This window comes from Rheinheimera tangshanensis (assembly GCF_014645135.1).
Taxonomy (GTDB): Bacteria; Pseudomonadota; Gammaproteobacteria; order Enterobacterales; family Alteromonadaceae; genus Pararheinheimera; species Pararheinheimera tangshanensis.
This window is the reverse complement of sequence record NZ_BMLH01000001.1, coordinates 762,116-782,388: the sequence shown is the minus strand read 5'-3', so window position 1 is coordinate 782,388 and position 20,273 is coordinate 762,116. Positions and strand designations below refer to the sequence as shown.

General features: G+C 45.9%; 18 protein-coding genes. 7 read left to right on the top strand and 11 right to left on the bottom strand.

What is annotated here, in order from left to right; translation table 11 throughout:
• Positions 1-42: 42 nt before the first annotated feature.
• The 3 genes from IEW88_RS03530 to IEW88_RS03520 all read right to left on the bottom strand — a co-directional run bounded on the left by IEW88_RS03530 (position 43) and on the right by IEW88_RS03520 (position 4,199).
• Positions 43-1,671: a M28 family metallopeptidase gene (locus IEW88_RS03530; RefSeq protein ID WP_147902727.1), complete on the bottom strand. Its 1,629-nt coding sequence runs from the start codon at positions 1,669-1,671 to the stop codon at positions 43-45.
• Between the two features lie 74 nt (positions 1,672-1,745).
• Entirely contained in the window at positions 1,746-3,449 is a 1,704-nt protein-coding gene (locus tag IEW88_RS03525) for a M28 family metallopeptidase (RefSeq protein WP_147902728.1), read from the bottom strand.
• Positions 3,450-3,587: 138 nt separating this feature from the next.
• Positions 3,588-4,199 (bottom strand): hypothetical protein, encoded by a 612-nt coding sequence (locus IEW88_RS03520; protein ID WP_185148497.1) that lies wholly within the window; start codon positions 4,197-4,199, stop codon positions 3,588-3,590.
• A gap of 82 nt (positions 4,200-4,281) precedes the next feature.
• Between IEW88_RS03520 and IEW88_RS03515 the strand changes: the two genes are divergently transcribed.
• A complete protein-coding gene (locus tag IEW88_RS03515) occupies positions 4,282-4,548 on the top strand; it encodes a DUF3081 family protein (protein ID WP_147902729.1) in 267 nt (88 codons plus the stop codon).
• Between the two features lie 105 nt (positions 4,549-4,653).
• A complete protein-coding gene (locus tag IEW88_RS03510) occupies positions 4,654-6,576 on the top strand; it encodes an alpha-amylase family glycosyl hydrolase (protein ID WP_147902730.1) in 1,923 nt (640 codons plus the stop codon).
• A gap of 129 nt (positions 6,577-6,705) precedes the next feature.
• On the opposite strand, the gene IEW88_RS03505 is transcribed toward IEW88_RS03510, so the two are convergent.
• The 3 genes from IEW88_RS03505 to IEW88_RS03495 are packed head-to-tail and all read right to left on the bottom strand — an operon-like array spanning position 6,706 to position 10,263.
• Positions 6,706-7,431: a substrate-binding periplasmic protein gene (locus IEW88_RS03505; RefSeq protein ID WP_147902731.1), complete on the bottom strand. Its 726-nt coding sequence runs from the start codon at positions 7,429-7,431 to the stop codon at positions 6,706-6,708.
• A gap of 15 nt (positions 7,432-7,446) precedes the next feature.
• Positions 7,447-9,561, bottom strand: a complete 2,115-nt coding sequence (locus tag IEW88_RS03500) for a methyl-accepting chemotaxis protein (protein WP_147903191.1) — start codon at positions 9,559-9,561, stop codon at positions 7,447-7,449.
• A gap of 9 nt (positions 9,562-9,570) precedes the next feature.
• Positions 9,571-10,263 (bottom strand): TorF family putative porin, encoded by a 693-nt coding sequence (locus IEW88_RS03495; RefSeq protein ID WP_147902732.1) that lies wholly within the window; start codon positions 10,261-10,263, stop codon positions 9,571-9,573.
• Between the two features lie 215 nt (positions 10,264-10,478).
• Here IEW88_RS03495 and ppnP point away from each other — a divergent pair, with 215 nt between their 5' ends.
• From ppnP to IEW88_RS03470, 5 genes are all read left to right on the top strand, one after another.
• Positions 10,479-10,760 carry a pyrimidine/purine nucleoside phosphorylase gene (ppnP, locus tag IEW88_RS03490; protein ID WP_147902733.1) on the top strand — a complete coding sequence of 94 codons (282 nt, stop codon included), beginning with the start codon at positions 10,479-10,481 and terminating at the stop codon, positions 10,758-10,760.
• A 39-nt stretch (positions 10,761-10,799) separates the two neighbouring features.
• Positions 10,800-12,611, top strand: coding sequence for an ABCB family ABC transporter ATP-binding protein/permease (locus tag IEW88_RS03485; protein ID WP_147902734.1), 1,812 nt, complete (start codon positions 10,800-10,802; stop codon positions 12,609-12,611).
• 31 nt (positions 12,612-12,642) lie between these two features.
• Positions 12,643-14,079, top strand: coding sequence for a DUF4397 domain-containing protein (locus IEW88_RS03480; RefSeq protein WP_147902735.1), 1,437 nt, complete (start codon positions 12,643-12,645; stop codon positions 14,077-14,079).
• Between the two features lie 308 nt (positions 14,080-14,387).
• The gene (locus tag IEW88_RS03475; RefSeq protein WP_147902736.1) at positions 14,388-15,461 is read left to right on the top strand and encodes a calcium/sodium antiporter; all 1,074 of its coding nucleotides are present in this window, start codon (positions 14,388-14,390) and stop codon (positions 15,459-15,461) included.
• Between the two features lie 158 nt (positions 15,462-15,619).
• Positions 15,620-16,948 carry a hemolysin family protein gene (locus IEW88_RS03470; protein ID WP_147902737.1) on the top strand — a complete coding sequence of 443 codons (1,329 nt, stop codon included), beginning with the start codon at positions 15,620-15,622 and terminating at the stop codon, positions 16,946-16,948.
• Between the two features lie 55 nt (positions 16,949-17,003).
• Here the strand turns inward: IEW88_RS03470 and IEW88_RS03465 are convergent, their stop codons facing one another.
• From IEW88_RS03465 to IEW88_RS03445, 5 genes are all read right to left on the bottom strand, one after another.
• A complete protein-coding gene (locus IEW88_RS03465; protein WP_147902738.1) occupies positions 17,004-17,204 on the bottom strand; it encodes a hypothetical protein in 201 nt (66 codons plus the stop codon).
• Between the two features lie 172 nt (positions 17,205-17,376).
• Positions 17,377-18,345 carry a DUF4382 domain-containing protein gene (locus IEW88_RS03460; protein WP_147902739.1) on the bottom strand — a complete coding sequence of 323 codons (969 nt, stop codon included), beginning with the start codon at positions 18,343-18,345 and terminating at the stop codon, positions 17,377-17,379.
• Between the two features lie 83 nt (positions 18,346-18,428).
• Positions 18,429-19,253: an SDR family oxidoreductase gene (locus IEW88_RS03455; RefSeq protein ID WP_147902740.1), complete on the bottom strand. Its 825-nt coding sequence runs from the start codon at positions 19,251-19,253 to the stop codon at positions 18,429-18,431.
• A complete protein-coding gene (gene map, locus IEW88_RS03450; protein WP_147902741.1) occupies positions 19,250-20,044 on the bottom strand; it encodes a type I methionyl aminopeptidase in 795 nt (264 codons plus the stop codon). Before map ends, IEW88_RS03455 begins: the two co-directional genes overlap by 4 nt.
• On the bottom strand, positions 20,013-20,243 hold the full coding sequence (locus IEW88_RS03445; protein ID WP_053425361.1) for a ParD-like family protein: 231 nt from the start codon (positions 20,241-20,243) through the stop codon (positions 20,013-20,015). The genes map and IEW88_RS03445 overlap by 32 nt, the downstream gene beginning before the upstream one ends.
• Between the last annotated feature and the right edge of the window lie 30 nt (positions 20,244-20,273).

Here is a 20,273-nt window from a genome sequence, read left to right as displayed (position 1 = left end):
CAGGCCACAGTGAATTGTGGCCTGAAGATTTCATCTGAGCAGTCAGTGCTGCAGTGATTGATCCCGTATCGCTTTAAATTCTTTACCGGGCAACCAGTTAGGCCAACTTTGGCTATTCGCCACCTCTAAACCTACCTGATAAAACAGGAATAAATCCTGCTGTGAACCCCGTAAATCCCACTTCGGATCAAACTCGTCGTTCACCTTGTGGTAGTAGTCCGTGACGTAGTTTTTGCGTTGCTGTAGGCCCCAGTCTTTGCCGTGCTCTACACTGTCTATACCACCACGGGCATACAACATAGGCACGCCTTTTTTCGCCAGATTAAAGTGGTCTGAGCGGTAATAAAACCCATCCTGTGGTGTAGGTTCAGGCGCTATGTAGCGGTTTTGCGCTTTGGCGTATTTGCCCAGAATAGGCTCCAGCTCTGAGCTGCCATAACCAAATACCATCACATCACGCATTGGGCCGTAGACATTCATAATGTCCATATTGATACCGGCTACCGTTTTATTGACCGGAAACAGTGGATGTTCGGCATACCAACGTGAACCTAACAAACCCCGCTCTTCAGCAGTGACAGCAACAAAAGCTATAGAACGCTCTGGTGCCGGGCCTTGTTTAAACTTTTCAGCCAGAGCTAATAAACCTGCAATACCACCGGCGTTATCCTGAGCACCGTTAAAAATTTTGTCATCGCTGCGACTGAAATCCAGACCAAAATGGTCCCAATGCGCCATATAAATCACAGCTTCATCCGGCTTTTTACTGCCAGGAATAAAACCTATGACGTTGTTGGAGTCGATTTCTCGTAAGTTGTTTTTAATGCGGATGCTGGCTTTGGCATTCAGTGGTATGGCCCTAAAATCAGGCTTTAAGGCTTTGGCTTTCATCTCTTTTAAGCTACTGCCATTGGCGGCAAATAAACGCTCGGCCGCATCCAAAGATAACCAGCCTTCCACCTGAGCTTTGTGCATGTTTTTATTGGCATCAGCCAGTTCAAACCGAATCGGGCTGGTGCCAGCGACCACATTCCAGCCATAACTGGCGGCTTCAGTTTCATGTACTATCAACAGCATAGCTGCGCCCTGCCGGGCCGCTTCTTCATATTTGTAAGTCCAGCGACCGTAATAAGTCATGGCATTACCAGTGAAAAGAGCGGGATCCTGAGTCGCAAAACCCGGATCGTTCACCAGCACGACCACTGTTTTACCTTTGACATCTAAGTCTTTGTAATCATTCCAGTTGTATTCAGGCGCTACTATGCCGTAGCCGGCAAACACCATATCGCTGTTTTCGACTTTAATTTCCGGTACCATACGGGTGGACCAGGCCATCATATCGGTTTTGTATACCAGCGAAGCTGCGGTTTTATCGCCAGTCAAGGTCATGCTGGAGACGGACACAGGGTCAATTTGTACCACAGGCACAGCCTGACGGTAACTGCCGTCTTTGTAAGCCGTTAAACCTAAACGTTTAAATTCAGTTTCAAGGTAAGCGACAGTGCGTTTTTCACCTTCTGTGGCCGGAGCCCGGCCTTGCATTTCATCCGACGCTACTTTTTCAAAATAGCGGGCGAAATTGGCGTTAAAGTCGGTTTGAACTAATGCCGGTTCTGCGGCACTGGCAGTAAACACCAGACCCAAAGCCAAAGCAGTGACTAACTTATTCATAGATTTCCCTCTTAAAAAAATGGGGTCAGATCACATTGTTAATAGTTAACAATGTGATCTGACCCCATTTTCATTTATTTGGCGGCTAAAGAAGCGTCGCGAATGGCGCGGAACTCGCGGCCTTCAAACCAGTTTGGCCACTGATCTGAGTTGGCTAAATCAGCACCCACCTGATAAAACACATTCATGTCCTGCTGCACACCACGTAAGTCCCAGCTGTCATTAAATTCGTCAGCGGCTTTGTGGTAACAGCAGACGTTGTAGTCTTTCTTCTGGGCTGCGCCCCACTCTTTGCCATGCTCAAAACTGTCGATACCACCTTTAGCGTACAGCATTGGCACACCAACTTTGGCCAGATTGAAGTGGTCTGAGCGGTAGAATGAACCGTGCTCAGGACTTGGCTCAGGCGCGACATAACGGCCTTGCTGTTCAGTGTATTTAGTCAGCAGGTTTTCCAGCTCTGAGTTGTTATGACCCACCACTACCATATCTTTCATCGGACCATAGACATTCATCACGTCCATGTTAATACCGGCAACAGTTTTGTTCAGTGGGAACACAGGATGAGCGGCGTACCAAGCTGAACCTAATAAACCACGTTCCTCAGCTGTGACCGCAAGGAAAGCGACTGAACGTTTTGGCTTGGGTTGTTTGGCAAAATGTTCGGCCAGAGCTATCACAGCAGCAGTACCACTGGCGTTGTCTTGTGCACCGTTAAAGACTTTGTCTTTTGGATTAGAAAAATCCACACCCAAGTGATCCCAGTGGCCCATATACAGCACCACTTCGTCCGGTTTTTCTGAACCTTCGATATACCCCATCACGTTGTTTGACGTCAGTTCACTGATATTGTTTTTCACTGAAACCGAAGCTGTTACGCCCATAGGCACAGGGGCAAAGTCTTTGCTCAGTGCTTTTTGGCGCATGGTTTCAATGTCAGTGCCCATAGCAGCAAACAACTGCTGCGCCGACTCAGTGGTCAGCCAGCCTTCTACTTTGGATCTATCCATATTTTTATTAGGATTAATCAGGTCAAACTTAGTAGGCGAGCCACCAGCTATCACCTGCCAGCCGTAAGATGCAGGTTCAGTTTCGTGGATAATCAAGGCCATTGCAGCGCCCTGACGAGCCGCTTCTTCAAACTTATAGGTCCAACGACCGTAATAAGTCATGGCATTGCCGGTAAAGAGGTTTGGATCTTTTGTGGCAAAACCCGGATCGTTAACAAACATCACGACGGTTTTGCCTTTGACGTCCAGACCTTCATAGTCGTTCCAGTCGTATTCCGGCGCTACTATGCCGTAACCAACAAACACCAGCTCGCTGTCTTTGACTTCAACCTGTTCTGTCACTTGCGTGGTCCAGGCCATCATTTGCTCTTTGTATTTCAGCTCTGCATTAAGCTTATCGCCAGAGAGCTTCAGGCCAGACACTTCTTTAGGATCAATACGCACTAAAGACACAGGCTGCAGGTAACTGTCGCCATTAATACCTTTGAGGCCAATACGTTTAAATTGCTCTGAAATGTAGTTAATGGTTTTTTCTTCACCTGGCGTTGCAGGCATACGGCCCTGAAATTCATCAGAAGCCAGAGTTTTTAAGTAGTCTTTGTAGGCTGAGTTAAACTCAGTTCCAACCAAAGCTGTGGTGGCTTTGGCAGATTCAACTGCTGCAGTGCTGGCGGTTTGTTCCTGTTCAGCGGGTTTAGAACACGCTGTTAAGGTTAAAGCAGCCATCACGGTCAGCGTTGTGGCTGAAAACCAAAATTGTGGCTTCATAACACTCCCGGATCGTTTTTATTAAGGTCTTGTGTAAAATTCTTAAATACTCTCTGATACTAACCAAGCGAGCTGCGACTGACCAGAGCAGTTATCGCAGCTTTTGCCCCGTTAGCGGTGATTTCGCCGTCAATTGATTTATTTTCCAGCGCCCCAGTTGGCTTTTGGTAAAGCAACAGCTTTGCTTAAATCAAAATCAACTCGAAATTCACGGCCTTCGCGGGTTAAGCGATAGCTGAAACTCTCGTTCGGGTATAAGTACATATGCCAGGTATTGCCGACGGATTGTGGTGTTTTGGTTTTGATAAATAAATCTTTTGAATAGTCATCTGCCGGAAAACTCTGAGCTTCAGCCCAACCAGCTGTAGAAGTATGGCCACCGTACAGAGTAGACTGATCATCTGTACCATCTTCATGCTTATGTTGGTGCTGTAGCTTAAGGCCCGTGTCGGTTTTGGTAATAATCCAGGTGCGGGAGCGGTTTTCACCGACCACAAAAGGCACCTGAATTTGTGTGTCGCTGCAATCGCGCACATGCATCACCATATCGCCACTAAACGCAGCGCTTGGCTGATTATCCAAAGTGGTTTTGCCAGCAAAAGCTTTGCCGCACAGAGCTTTTAACTGGTCAAAAAACTGCAGTTGCGCCTGGCTTGGTGCCGCAGAAACAGACCATGAAGCAAGACTGATTGTGATAGTGGATGTTAAGGAAAAGGCGTTGATAAATAATGTTTTTTTAGTTATTTGCATCCGTGGACTCCTTTTTTTCGTAACCGCACTATACCTTTATTAAATGCCTTAACGCAAAAGCCGGGCAACCAGAGGAAAGGAAATGCAAAATTTAATAGATGCTAAATTACTAATGAAAGTATTTAGCAAAGTGGAACAACAAGGCACTGCTGTGGATACGCCATTTGGGAAAGGTTTTGAGCTGGACGGCATGACCATAGCCAGTGGTTTTGATGGCTACGATTTATATTTTGTCGCAGACCAAGTCACTGTCACTTTGGGTTTTCACCAGAAATATCATATAGATGCCAAAGACGAAGAACATATAGAGCGCTTTATCCAGCGTTTAAAGCGGATAGAAGCGAAATAAGCTATTGACGCTTTACAGGCTCAGCTTATGAAAACGTATGCAGGAAAAAAGCCTGACAGAGTGGCTGTGTTAGCATAAGGAAAAACGACATGGAACCAGACAAAGATGCGTCTATCTATTTACTCCAAAAGCAACACCCTACTGCTCAGTGCTCTGGCTCTTGCTGCAGTGGCCTCTTGCGGTAAAGCACCAGTGGAACATCAAACCGCCACTAAACAAGCTGCTGTAGAAAAGCCAGTTCCAACCAGTGAGCCTGTCGCAGCGCCAGCAGGCAAAGTAGTGGTGTATCAGATGTTTACCCGCTTATTCGGCAATAGCAATAATGCCAATCAGCCCTGGGGCACCATAGAGCAAAACGGTGTCGGTAAATTTAACGATATTAACCAAGCTGCACTCAAAGGCATTAAAGAGCTGGGTGCAACTTATGTCTGGTACACCGGCATATTGCACCATGCAGTCATTAGAGATTACAGCGCTTATGGCATAAGTTTGGACGACCCGGATGTAGTCAAAGGCCGTGCAGGCTCTCCTTATGCAGTGAAAGACTATTACAGTGTCAATCCGGATTTAGCAGTAGACCCGGCCAAACGAGTGCAGGAATTCGAAGCACTGATAGAACGAACCCATGCAGAGGGTTTAAAAGTTATTATTGATATAGTGCCTAACCATGTGGCACGGCATTACAAATCTTTGGATAAACCTGCCGGCATTGAAGATTTTGGTGCCAATGATGACACCAGTGTTGAATACAAACGAGACAATAACTTCTACTACGTGGTTGGCCAGCCGTTCCAGGTGCCAAAGCCACTCAATGGCTATCAGCCTTTGGGCGGCGAAGCACATCCACTGTCCGACGGCAAATTTGATGAAAATCCGGCGAAATGGACAGGCAATGGCTCGCGTTTAGCTCAGCCTGACTTTAACGACTGGTACGAAACCGTCAAAGTAAACTACGGTGTTAAACCAGATGGCAGCTACGATTTTGATCGCCTACCGGCAGACTACGCCGATAAATCAGTGCAGGAACACGCGGCCTTCTGGCAAGGTAAAGACCTGCCAAACTCTTGGTTGAAATTCCGTGACATCGCCTTCTACTGGTTGGATAAAGGTGTCGATGGTTTCCGTTTTGATATGGCCGAAATGGTGCCTGTTGAATTCTGGAGCTTTTTAAACTCGAGCATTAAAACCAAGAACCCGGACGCCTTTTTATTAGCAGAAGTTTATAACCCCACCTTATACCGCGACTATATTCGCCTCGGTAAAATGGATTATCTGTACGACAAAGTAGAAATGTACGATAGCTTAAAGCTGGTGATGCAAGGCAAAGGCAGCACAGATGCCATAGCTCAGGTGCAACAAGGTATGGCGGATATTGAACACCATATGCTGCACTTTTTAGAAAACCACGACGAGCAGCGTATTGCCGCGCCTGAGTTTGCCGGTGATGCCAACAAAGCCAAGCCCGCTATGGTGGTATCGGCGTTAATCAGCAGCTCCCCTACTATGTTGTATTTTGGCCAGGAAGTCGGTGAAACCGCTGCTTTAGATTCAGGTTTTGGCGACCCAAGCCGCACGACCATTTTTGATTATGCGGGTGTTCCGGCTCATCAGAATTGGCTTAATGACGGCAAATTTGATGGCGGTAAACTGACAGCCGAACAAAAGCAACTACGCGAGTTTTATGTCAAGTTAATGAGCTTATCGGCGACAGAAGCTGTATTTAACGGCGCTTATCAGGAACTGCACAGCATCAACAAGGATACGGACGGCTACAGCGATAAAACCTATGCTTTTGCTCGTTTTAACGACAGCACCAAGGTGATAGTAGCCAGTAATTTCGCCACCGAGGCGACCCGCTTTGAGTTAAAACTGCCAGCGGATTTGCAGAAACAATGGCAGTTAAGCAAAGGTGATTATCAGCTCCAAGATCTGTTGTCTGAACGTAAAGCCTCTTTAAAAGTGACGGGAGATACGGCTTCAGTAAAGATTGAACTAGCACCATTCGAGTCATTGGTATTAAAGCTTTGATTTAAGACTGAGCTGGTGAATACAAGACGCCTTGAGCGTCTTGTATTCACCCTCACTATTCGTAAGGTTAGTGTTGTTCACTGCCAAAAGATGTCACGCAAAAAGCTGCAATGCCGAACACACAAACATTTAATTATTTACGATAGAATCAGCTTTAACCTTTTGTAAATATTGATTAAATTTCTCTATCAATAGCTTATGTTCTGGTTCGTTTCGCAGTGCCAGATGTAAGGTTTTTAGTTCAGTTAAACTGGCGTTAAATTGCACCTTATCTGTCGCCAAACGTTTAACTTCTGCATCATGCTCAAGCAAATAAAGTAAAACCCTGCGGTCTATCACCGCCAAATCCAGCCGACCTAAAGCGACTTTAAGAATGTTTTGCCGATCAGAAAACGCCAGTTGGGGTGTCAGTTGGCCTCTGGCAATCATTTGATCAACCACTGTTAAATTGACATAGTCTTGCACCACACCTAACTGAAACTTTGGCAGCAACACAGCAGTGAGTGGCCCCAGAGGTTTTGCTTTTGATTCAACAAACCCCAGCTCGCTGCTGCCTAAACTATCCGACAAAATAAAGCTGGGGTTATGAGTTTGATACTCTGGAAAATAGCCTGCGTATGAAGCGCCTGAGCTTTCACTGGCGCGAATGGCTCTGGACCAGGGTAAAAACTCTGTCTGTACCTCCAGTTGCATAGCCGCAAAGACTTGCCGCAGCAGTATTGAAGTTTCACCTTGCTGTTCAAGCTGATGTCCTGTGTAGGGTGGCCAGTCTAAACTGGCCAGCCGCACAGGCTCAGCTACGACGGCCTGCACAGATGCAGATACACTCCATAGCAAAAACAACCACTTCTTCACTCGTTTTGCCTCAACTTAGCAACGCAATTGCGCCAGTTGAGCATCCATGGCTCCGGTAATGCTGTCAATCTCTTTGCTGATCAGCAGGTTTTGTTTAGCCAGTTGATTCAATGCCTTAGTTGCGTCATCTATGGCGGTAATATTCCGGTTAATTTCTTCACTGACCTGATTTTGTTCCTCAGCCGCTGACGCTACCTGAAACGCGTTATCCGCTATGGTAGAAATACCAGCTGTGGCCAGTGACAGTTTTTCATACGAACTTTCAGCTTCTTGCAAGGTGCTGGTCACCTTAGCGGTATTAGTATGAATTTGCTGTACTGCAGCTGAAACTTGCTGCTGCAAAGCATGGATCAGGTTTTTAATTTCGTCGGTAGAGCTGTGAGTGCGGGCAGCCAGTGAACGAACCTCGTCAGCAACCACAGCAAAACCCCGGCCTTGCTCCCCTGCCCGTGCCGCTTCAATAGCAGCATTTAATGCCAGTAAATTCGTTTGCTCCGCTATGGCCTGGATCACATCAATGATGCCGTTAATTTTCTGACTACTTTGCGCAACCTCATTAACACCTTGACTGGTGTGATTAAATTCAACAGACACAGCTTTGAAAGCCTCAACTGTATTCTGAAACAACTGATTGGCCGACGTTAACGCCTCCAGTGATTCCTGAGCGCCTTGGGCTGTGCTTCCGGCCAGATTAGCCACTTCATGGGCTGTGGCTGACATTTCATGCATGGCAGAAGCCACATTCTGAATTTCGCTGGCTTGAATACTGACCGAACTATTGGTTTGATCCGTGGTTTTGACCATTTGCTCGGATTGATACTGCATCAGCTTGGAGGATTCTTTTAAGTTGTTGATCATGGAGCGTAATTTAGCCGTAAATAGATTAAAGCCATCGGCCATATCATTCAGTTCCTGATGCTGGCTTTGAGTTAACTGCCGGGTTAAATCGCCCTCCGACCCCGCCAGCTCTTTCATCAGCATGCTCATTTGCAATATAGGCGCAGTCGCCGTTTTTAAGCCTAAAGCCATTAACAGCACAAAAGCCAATAACAGGATCACCCCCAAACCAATCATACTTTGTGTAGTTTGAGCAGAATCTGCATTCAGTTGCTCTGCCAGTTGAGTTGCCATCGCTAAGGCTGTGACTTCAGGCACAGCCACAACGACAGTCCAGCCAGATTGTGTACTGTCGAGTTTAATGGGCTGAGTTACCAGCATCGAGCCGTTGTATAAACTCACACCAGCCTGCTGTTTTTCCAGATGAGCAGTTAATTCAGCATCCAGGCTTTTAATAGATTGCCCCAGTTTGTCGGGAAATCTATTACTGGCCACTACTGAGCCATATTTACTCAGTAAATAAAGTTGCGCTTTGCCGCCGTATAATAAATCAGCCTGAGCTTGCAGTAATTGTTGTAGTACAGGCAGGTTTAAATCGACACCAGAAACGCCACGAAACTGATCCTGAGTCACTACGGGGTAGACCAAAGAAGTTAACAACACCTGATTACCCGGCGCTATTTCCCATAAATAAGGCTCCATCAGACAAGCTTTTTTACTGTCACGGCTACACAGGTACCATTCGGCTTCCCGCACACCAAATTCGTTTTTAGTCTCTTTGTATTTCACTGCAGGATCTGGTGTTTGCACAAACTTCAGCTGATTTTGTTCACGTACCCAGTAAATTTCCATAGTGCCGGTTTTCGAGCTGTGATCATTGGCAATTGAGAATTGGCTGTCAGCCCCATCATAGCCATTGGGTTCAAACTGACTGTATAAAGATGAAATACCTGTGTTGCTGGCGAGGATGTGACCCGCCATTGCCTTCACTTGCTCGCGACTGTAGGGGGTCTGCCCACTACCCAGTGCTGTACCAGATAATAAAGCCGCAAAGTTCTTCGCCGTATCAAAGTTGCGATCCAGTACACTACTGGTCTCCAGGGCTGTGCGCTGTGCTGCTTCGGTCAGAATTTGTTCGGCTAAGGTGCGTACCGACTGCGTGAGTTTACTCACGGCTGATTTATTGCTGCTGGTCATTGAATACCAACCAATAAAAGCCATGCTGCCTATACTGATAGAAAGTAACAGTGCGACACCAAAAGTGAGTTTAAAACGTAAGGAATTTAACTGCATCATCGCCACCTAGAACCAATTAAATGTTTTTGCCACTGACAACGAAAAGGTAGGTTCACCTAAATCATCCAGCTCCAAATCGGTATCATCAAAAGCAGCTGTCCATTTTGCCCCGAACCATTCACCCAGTAATGCAAGACGCCAGTGATGGTAGGTGCCGTCATTATCACGTAAAAATTTGCTGGTATCTGTTGAAGTGGAACGATCAGCCGACAGCTGTAAGGTCAAGTCCTGTGTTAATTGCACATTTTGCGTCAACATCACTATGTAATGCCCGCCACCAGCACCAAAATAATCTTTGGCATACCAATAACTGAGTTTAGTGTCTCTGTAAGATACTTTGATGTAAGCCTCCGGATAATCGAAAGCGCTGCTATCGCTGCTGCCATAATAAGTGTAATGCGCTATGCCAAGATCCATTGCCCAGTTGTTGCCTAAATCGGTGTAATAGCCTGTATAAAAATCAACTTCCCGGTCGGTATTTTCGGCAAAACTGACGTTGGATCCCCAGGTACCAAGATACCAACCGGAATCGGACACCCAGTCAAGACTGGGTTGTAAAGCCGGATCATCCTGAGTCAGCGTAATACCATTAAATAAATAGTTAGAAGTCAGAGTAACAGTGGAACTCAAATTGGCCTGAGCCGATGGGTTGAAACCCAATATCAGGCAAGCCGGTACAAGAAATTTTGTGATCTGCATACAGACTCCAATGCTGATTGAGAATTAAATTCAGATACTTAGACTCCATTCTGTGATATCGCTATTTAGGTATAGCAACAGTTGTTAAAAAAAGCCCGAACCAAAACTGAATTCCCCAACACAGAAATAGACATCTAAACACCCAGAAATCTCTTTATTTCAAAAGCGAAATCGGGTTAACTGGTTGCAGTATTTTTTTCAGGGGAATAAAACAGATGTTTAAGGTAAATAGTTATTTTGACGGCAAGGTGACATCCATAGCTTTTCAAGGCGAAGAACTCCCAGCAACAGTGGGTGTGATGGCGCCGGGCGAGTATGAATTCGGTACCAGTCAGCATGAAGTTTTAACTGTGATTAGCGGCGCTTTAACCGTATTATTACCTGGTCAGACCCAGTGGCAAACCTTTGCGCGCGGAGCTTCATTTGAAGTGCCTGCTCAGGTGAAATTTCAATTAAAAGTCGCAGCTGATACAGCTTATCTTTGTACTTATCAATAAGGTGTGTATCCGGCACGCCTATTCAGGAAAAACTGATTTATGCGTGGTATGGGAACAGTGGCGAAAAGAGCAGACGCACTAAAGCAGACCGAAGCTCTTAATCTGAAGCAAACTGTAGAGTATATGTGGCCCTATATCTGGGCCTTTAAAGGCAGGGTATTATTGGCTTTAGCGGCTTTACTTGCCGCCAAAGCAGCCACTTTATATCTGCCTTACGCTTTAAAACTTATCATTGATGATTTAGATCCCAGCCTAAACTCAGTCATCACTTTACCACTGGCCTTTCTGTTATTTTATGGCGCTTTACGTTTCGGCTCAGTGTTTTTTGGTGAAGTGCGTGACGCATTGTTTAGCAGAGTGACTGAACATGCGATGCGTAAAGTTGGCCTGCGGGTATTTAATCATCTGCACCAGTTAGAACTAAGTTTTCATTTGGACCGTCAGACCGGTGGCATCAGTCGTGATATAGAGCGAGGCACCAACGGTATCAGTTTTTTGATGCGGTTTTTAATGTTTAACATTGTGCCTACCCTGCTGGAAATTCTGCTGGTGGCGGTGATTTTTGCACTGCTGTTTTCCTACTGGTATGCCGTGTTAACTTTTGTCGCTGTAGCTTTGTATGTGGCTTTCACTTTTTATGTCACCGAATGGCGCAATAAATATATCCGTGAGGCTAACCAGGCCGATTCAGCCACCAACAGCAGGGCTGTTGATAGCTTGCTGAACTATGAGACCGTCAAATACTTCAATAACGAAGCTTATGAAGAACGCACTTATGATCAGTTTTTAGCCAACTGGGAAACTGCCAAGCTAAAAAACCGTATGTCGCTGCTGGCATTAAACTCTGGTCAGGCGCTGATTATAGCGCTGGCCATTACCTTAATGATGTGGATGGCGGCGCAAGGAGTGCTTAACAAAGAGCTGACGCTAGGCGATTTGGCCATGGTCAATGCCTACATGCTACAACTTTTTATCCCACTGAATTTTTTAGGTTTTGTCTATCGGGAAATCCGCCGCTCATTAACCGATCTGGAAAATATGCTTGGCCTTTTGAAAAAAGAGGCGAAAATCAAAGACAAAACCAATGCACCGGAGCTGCAGTTGCAGCAAGGTCGTATTGAGTTTAAGCAAGTACATTTTAGTTATCAGCCGGGCCGCCCTATTCTGAATGGCTTAAGTTTTGTGGTAGAGCCTGGGCAGAAACTGGCGATTGTTGGTGCTTCGGGTGCAGGTAAAAGTACCATAGCCAGACTGTTGTATCGTTTTTACGATATCCAAAGCGGCAGTATATGCATTGATGGGCAGGATTTACGTGATGTGACTCAAAGCTCATTACGCCAAAGCATCGCCATAGTGCCGCAGGACACAGTGTTGTTTAACACCAGTATCAGAGAAAACATTCGTTACGGTAACCCTGAAGCCAGCGAGGCAGAAGTGGATCAGGTGATCAAGTTGGCCCATCTGGACAGCTTTATCCAAAGTTTGCCTCAAGGCGACCAAACTTTAGTCGGTGAACGTGGTTTAAAAGTATCAGGTGGAGAAAAACAACGTATTGCCATAGCCAGGGTATTGTTAAAAGGCTCCCCTATTCTGATTTTTGATGAGGCCACCTCAGCTTTGGATTCACACTCAGAAGCCGCTATTTTAAAAGCCTTGCGTGAACTGGCGAAACACCATACTTCAGTGGTGATAGCGCACCGGTTGTCGACTATTACCGACGCGGACAAGATATTAGTGCTGCAACAAGGCGAAGTGGCTGAAGCTGGCACCCACCAGCAATTGCTTGCCCAACAAGGGCTTTATGCACAGTTGTGGGCCAAACAGCAAGAGGCTAAACCCAAAGCTGAGTAAAGCTGATATTAAGTTAGGTTAAGCAAAGTAAATGCCGGGTAAAGAGCTGAACCCGGCATATTTTTTTTGTTCTGATGACGGTATTTATTTCTCACAGGATAAGAAAACCACTATGTTGTTACGTCAGCTCATCATTCCAATTACCAGCCTTTTTGTACTCAGTGCCTGCGGTGGCGGTAGCTCATCAGAAGGCAACGATACCTACCCAAGCAGTTATCTGCAGTTTTATAACGGCTCATCCAACAGCGCGACCACCACACTGACCTTAACCGACAGTGATGAAGTGGAAAGTACTTTAGGCAGTGCCGCTTTTGGTGACGCCACAGCTTTAACTACTGTAGATACTGAAACTTATGATTTAGCTTTCACTTACACCGATAAAAGTGGCGATGTGCAGACTGTGCTGGAAGATCAGGTCAGCATGAAAACCAGTCAAAAAACTGTGCTTTTTATGGTAGATAACTACGAAGCGCCAAAACTGCTGAATTTAAGCTTTTTGCGGGATGATGGGCTGGATGATCAGTTTAAAGTCTACTTTGCCAATTTACTGGCGGAAAATAAAACCATGGATCTATACATCAGCAGCTCCACTGAAGATTTTGATGACGCCGATTTTGTTGCAACCGTAGGACAAAACGCCTTTAGTGAAGCAGTTACTTTTGATATTGGCAGCTACATTTTGTACCTGACAGACTCAGGCAGCAAAGAAGTTGTATTACAAAGCCCGGTGTACTCCTTTAGCTACGAAACAGAATATATTCTGGCTTTGCGTGACAACGCAGGCCCGCTTAAACGTAAAATTGCTTTAGATGTGATAGGCAATACCACTACTGTTTATCCACTGGAAGACGTAAACAGCAACGCTCAATTCCGGGTATACAACAGTCTGAACGATTTAGATCCGGCTCAAATTTATGCTGGCAGCACCAATGGTACGCCGGTTTTTGCTGATGTAGCAGCGGATACTCTGACCTCTTATGTTGAAATACCACATGGTGATTACAGAGTGACGTTAACAGCAAACGAAGGGTCCAGCCAAATTCCAAACGGTTTGTTAACCTTAAATCAGGGTCAAAGCAAAAGTCTGATCTTTTACCGTGACGAAAATGACCAGCCAACAGTGATGTCTGTCACTGACAGCGCGACTCCTCAAGTATACGACTTTGTTTTTAATGTGGTGAACGTGATACCTGACTTTGAAAACGTCAGCATCTATTTTGTGCCGCCAGGCAAAACCATGGAAACCACCTTGTACTACATCAGCAGCATCAACGATGCCACCAGCGCGAGCATTACTCTGCCGCTAGACAGCTATAGGGTGTTACTGGTGCGCAAGGATTTAAATAACAACAAAACCCTGCTGGCGCAAACTGATGAAATTGAATTTATTCAGGGCAGTTCTTACCTGCTGGTCGCAGAAAAAGATCCTGATACTGAAACAGGTTATAAAATCAGTTTGCAGTACTAAGCCGCAGCTGGTTTTGTAACAAAGGCCCGTCTGAGCAGCGGGCCTTTTTTTGCAGTCCTTTGCGCACTATTCGAACACAACCTGGCCAACGGTCAGAGCCATTGGCGCTCAGCCGCAGCTTTACCATCAAAGCTGCCAAACTATTGGCAAGACTTTATCCGAACACAACCTGGCCAACGGTCAGAGCCGTTGGCGCTCAGCCGGGTCTTGCCAAACTATTGGCAAGACTTTATCCGGCTTCGCTCTTCCAACAGTCATGTTTTTCCTCTACATTAGCGACCAATTAAAATCATCAGATGGAGTAACGCATGACCTGGATTTTTTTGGTGGTTGGCCTGGTATTACTGGTCGTTGGTGCTGATTTATTAGTCAAAGGGGCTGCACGTTTAGCAGGATCTTTTGGGATCCCGGCTTTAGTGATAGGTTTAACAGTGGTCGCATTTGGTACCAGCGCACCTGAATTAGCCGTCAGTGTGAAAGCTGCATATTCTGGTCAGGCAGAATTGGCGATTGCAAATGCGGTCGGCAGTAATATCTTTAACGTGTTGTTTATTCTGGGTGCTGCGGCGATGATTTCGCCTCTGATTATTTCACGTCAGTTGATCCGCCAGGATGTACCTATTATGGTCCTGGTATCAGCTCTTGCCATGTGGATGACTTTTGATGGTTCAATTACTCGTCTGGAAGCAGTGATATTGACTCTCGGGTTAATCAGCTACACCTGGTTTTTATTTCGCCAGGGTAAAGCCAAAGGCGCAGATACGGTAGACGAAGAAGTCGAAGCAATGCTCAAAGCTAAAGTACCAACCTGGCAAAACCTATTGTTGCTGGTCGGTGGTTTAATATTGCTGGTGTTAGGTTCACGTTTTCTGGTCGACAGTGCGGTCGAGATTGCCCGCGCCTTTGGAGTCAACGAGGCTGTAATAGGTTTGACTATTATCGCTGCCGGAACCTCCTTGCCTGAAGTGGTTACTTCTGTTGTCGCCACCATACGCGGCGAGCGTGATATAGCTGTCGGCAACGTCGTAGGCAGCAATATATTCAATATCCTGTGTGTACTGGGTATCTCAGGTCTGGTGTCTCCTCTCCCCCTGCTGGCTGGTGAGCAAATGGCCATGGTCGATATTCCGGTGATGGTCGGTGTGGCAGTGCTTTGTGTACCGCTGTTTTTTATCGGCTCAGTGCTGAACCGCATCGAAGGTTTACTCTTTATGCTGCTCTACATCGCCTACACTTGGTATCTGGTGGCTATGGCGTTAAAAGAGGCTTATCTGCCAGACTTACAACAAGGTATTTTGTACGGTTTGTTGCCTGTGGTTGTACTTTACGTGGTCGCCTCATTTATCCATGACCGCATAAAAAACAAACAAATACATCAATGAGTTAGCCAAAAACGTCACAACAGGCCCAGTAGGGCCTGTTTTTATTTGTATCCAGTATGACATTTAGATGATCTGTATCTGCTGCCCGATTTGAGCACTATCCAACCCCTGCTTTTGTTTATATAATCCGTCGCAGTTCATAACCTCAATGAGACCCCATGGAAATCTTTATACTTGTTGGACTTATCGTATTAAATGGCATTTTTGCCATGTCTGAAATTGCTATCGTCACCGCCAAAAAATCGCGTTTAACAGCTCTGGCACAAAAAGGCAAATCCTCCGCCGCCATAGCGCTGAAATTGGCTGAAGACCCTACTCAATTTTTATCGACAGTCCAGATTGGTATTACCTCTATTGGTATCTTAAACGGTATCTTCGGTGAATCTATTCTTGCAGAACCTTTTGCCTTGTGGTTACAAAGCCTCGGAATGACACCGGAATTCAGCAGCATTTTTGCCACAGCTTTAGTGGTTATAGTGGTGACTTATGTGTCTATCGTTGTGGGTGAGTTAGTACCTAAACGTGTAGGTCAAATCAGTGCCGAATCTATCGCCTGCTTAATGGCCAAACCTATGCTGTTACTGGCTGTAGTGACCAAACCTTTTGTCTGGTTATTATCCGGCTCAACTCACGGTCTGATGCGGCTCTTTGGTTTTGCTCACAGCACTGAATCCAATGTGACCCATGAAGACATTCAGGCCATGTTACTGGAAGGCTCCAGTTCAGGTGCTATTGAACACAATGAACATGCGATGGTGAAGAACGTATTCCGTCTGGATGAACGTTCGATTTCATCCTTGATGGTACCCCGTTCTGACATTATCTTTTTAGACACTGCCATCAGTATGGAAGATAACTTACATCGCGTGATGCAATCGCCACACTCCCGCTTTCCGGTCTGCAAACAGAGCGCAGATGAGTTAATTGGGATAGTCTCCGCCAAACAATTGCTGGCACAATCTGTCGCAGGTCAGCTTACGGATTTGTCGTCATTGGTCCAACCTTGTCATTATGTGCCTGACAGTTTAACTGGCATGGAATTATTGGAGCATTTCCGTACAACAGCACGCCAGGTTGTTTTTGTTGTCGATGAATATGGCGACCTAAAAGGCATGGTGACGCTGCAGGATTTAATGGAAGCCTTAACAGGCGAATTGAACCCGGATGACGGCGAAGATTTAATGGTGGTGCAGCGTGATGACGGCTCCTATTTGCTGGACGGACTGCTGCCTATTATCGATCTAAAAGACTGTTTAGGTTTAAATGAATTACCTGAAGAAAATCAGCGTAACTATCAGACCTTAAATGGCCTATTGATGCTGTTAATGGGCAAAATTCCACAGACTGCAGACAAAGTGCTGCTGCATAACTGGCAACTGGAAATTGTCGATATGGATGGCAAGCGGGTAGACAAAGTATTAGCTATTCAACTGACGCCGGAACAAGTGGCGGATATGCAGTCTGCTGCAGATGAGATGCACGACTAGGCTTCTTGCTACATACAAAAAACGCCACTGGAAAGTGGCGTTTTTTGTTGAATAATTAATCTTTACGGCCCTTGTTTGGTAAAGCCAAAGGGTCGGCGTCAAGGCTAAAACCCAGTAGCGGCAAGAGTTCCGGTATCTCATCTTCCGGTATACCTACTTTGTGAAAATGCTTCACCACATACTGCACATCATGGCCTTGTTCTTTGAATTGTTGTGCAGTTTTCAAGTGCACAGTTCGCATAAAGTTAGATGTCATATAATTCACTCTCTGCAGAAAAGCGACAGTCATAGTGGTGAAATATTCAGCAGCAGGCAAGCAGTTTTCGATGAAAATTTGCACAATTTTTTCGAATGAATTGAAACTAGAATACAAACAAAAACTTAACGGTCAAGGTACCTAGTTGTACCTTGACCTTGGAGACACAGGATCAGAAATCAAGTTCGACCGGAGTCGCGGATTTAGTGATGGTCAAATTTTTAGTCTGCAAAAATACAAGCTCGTCATTTTGCTCAGGTTCATCATTCAGCTGGCAGGTCAGAGCGGCAGTGTAATTCCCGGCGTCAATAAAACCTAACTCATAACCGTAACTGGAAGCACCATCAAATAATACCGGTGCACTGGCATAAGGTGACACAGCTTCAGTACCACCATAATCAGCCAAGGTACTCAGATCCAAATCTGCTCCAGGATACAGATAAACAGCTGCGACGGGCTGATTTTGATCAGCTGGGGCTACAGTACAATTATTGGCTAATAAAACAGCCTCACTGATATCACCTTCCAGATGACCAATTTCACTGGTATTCACCAGACGTAAACCTGTAGGTTTGAGCAAGTATTTCTGCGGGTTAGACAACACCATAGCTTTACGTAAATCAAATTCAAGAGTGTAACTGAAAGTCCCACCAGCAGATAAAGTAACACCATTCAGACGAAGTTGATTTGACGGTACTTCCAATGGATATTGAGTACCATCCGTCAGCTGAATGTAACTGCCGGGCACGATATTCAAACGCATTTGGCCATAATTTCCCGCAGGTACTGTGGCTTGCGAAATCAAAGCCAATGAGGTGGCGCCTGGCAAGGTTAATAGATCAACCCCTATACTATTTGCCACAACCGCACCATTGTTATCGAGACACTCAGTATTATTGTTTGCTGCAACTGGCTCCAAACCTGGCGTAAATGTCTGATTACCCAAACCATTTCCTACCAGTTCAACTGAGCCAAAACATAACATCACTTTATCCACACCATCCACTGGTGCGTCACTGATCGCCAGACTAAAACTGGCGTTTTGATCAACCTCCTCTGACGAGCCCCCTCCGCAAGCGGCTAAGCTGACGGATAAAGCACTGACCAATGCCAAAATACCCCATTGTTTCTTAGTATTCATTTTTTACTCCTGATAGCTGGGATGACCCCACTCAACTTTGCAGTTATAAAACAATGAAACTGAATTTATGCTGAAACCCTAATTTAGGGATTCCGTAATAAAAACTTGCGCTGTAGCAGACGATCCAACCATTTTTGTGGTAATAATCTTGCCAGCAAAGGTAAAGTGACAGCGCCATGCCCTATACCCACAGCACCGCTGCAATCGGCTTTATTCAGCTCTCGTACCAAACGTTTGGCAAAACGTTCTGCCGATGTAGGTTGGTTTTGACTGGCATTAGCGCGCAGCATCACACCATCACGCATAGGCCACCAGAGTGAATCCGGTTTTAACAACTGCTCAGCTTCAAGTTTTGCTCTTTGGGCAAAACCAGTAGCAATAGCTCCAGGCTGCACAGTCAACACCCGCACACCTAAAGGCGCTAGTTCCATTCGCAGTGCATCAGACAAGCTATGTAGCGCCGCTTTAGAGGCACAATAAACGCCAGCAAAAGGTGTGGTTAATATCCCAGATACACTGCCAATATTGACGACAAGGCCTTTGCTTTGTAACAGCAAAGGCAAACAAGCCTGTGTTAAATCCATCACCGCAAATACGTTGACTTCAAACTGCTGACGTAAGCCTTCAGCCCCGGCGTCCAGCACTGGCCCCATAACACCAAAACCAGCATTATTCACCAGAATATCCAAACGCCCTGCTTGTCGCTGCAACTGCACCACAGCTTGTTTCACAGAATCTGGGTTGGTCATTTCCAGTGCTATGCTTTCCAGACCCATCTGCTTTAGTTGCTGCAGATCAGTCTCTTTTCGTGCTGTAACAAAGACTCTGTAGCCTTGTTGTTTAGCCTCTAACGCCAAAGCTTTGCCTATACCGCTGGAGCAGCCGGTGATCAGTATGGTTTTGCTCATCGCTGGCCTGCCTGCACTAAGTGTTGCTCATCTGGCCTTAGTGTTAACACCAGAAAACCAGTGTCAGTCACAGCCACTGTATGCTCCCACTGGGCTGATAACTTCTTATCCTTGGTCACCACAGTCCAGCCGTCAGATTTTTGTTTTACCCTTCTGTCGCCCTGATTGATCATAGGTTCAATGGTAAATACCATGCCAGGCTTTAGAGTAAGACCTGTGCCTGCTTTACCGTAGTGCAAAATTTGTGGCTCTTCGTGCATCTCACGCCCTATGCCATGACCACAGTATTCACGCACGACAGAATAACCATGCCGCTCAGCATGGTGCTGTACAGCAGCCGCTATGTCACCTAAACGGGCGCCGGGTTTCACCTGATAAATGCCCTGCCACATCGCCTGATAAGTTACATCCACTAAAGCCTGTGCTAAAGGACTGACCTTACCTACGCAATACATTTTGCTGGAGTCGGCGATAAAACCATCTTTTTCCAACGTAATGTCCAGATTGACAATATCGCCTTCTTTTAAAATATCAGCAGGTTTGGGCACGCCATGGCAGACCACCTCATTGATAGAGCTATTGAGTACGTACTGATAGTCATACTGACCCTTGCTGGCAGGTCGTGACGCTAAAGGCCCGCGGATAAAATCCTCCACTGCATCGTTAATTTGCATGGTACTGATGCCAGGCTGCACCAGCTCATCCAGCATCAGAAAGACCTGAGCCAGCAACTGCCCGGCTTTGTGTTGGAGGTCCAGTTCAGCCGGGGTTTTCAGATGGATCGAGTTCATTCAGTAAGTCCTGCAAAGTTGTAGATTTGTTTTTTAATAATTTACGACACAATTCCTGGTAACTAAGCTGAGGGTTCAGCTCAGCCAACATGCCGACCCGGATCCAGAATTCAGCCTGAGCGTTAATGGAACGCGCCATCACCCTGCTGGCTTCCCGCAAATCATCATGCAGGTCGTCCGATATTTTCACTATACCCATAACTACGCTTCATATACATTTCATATACTA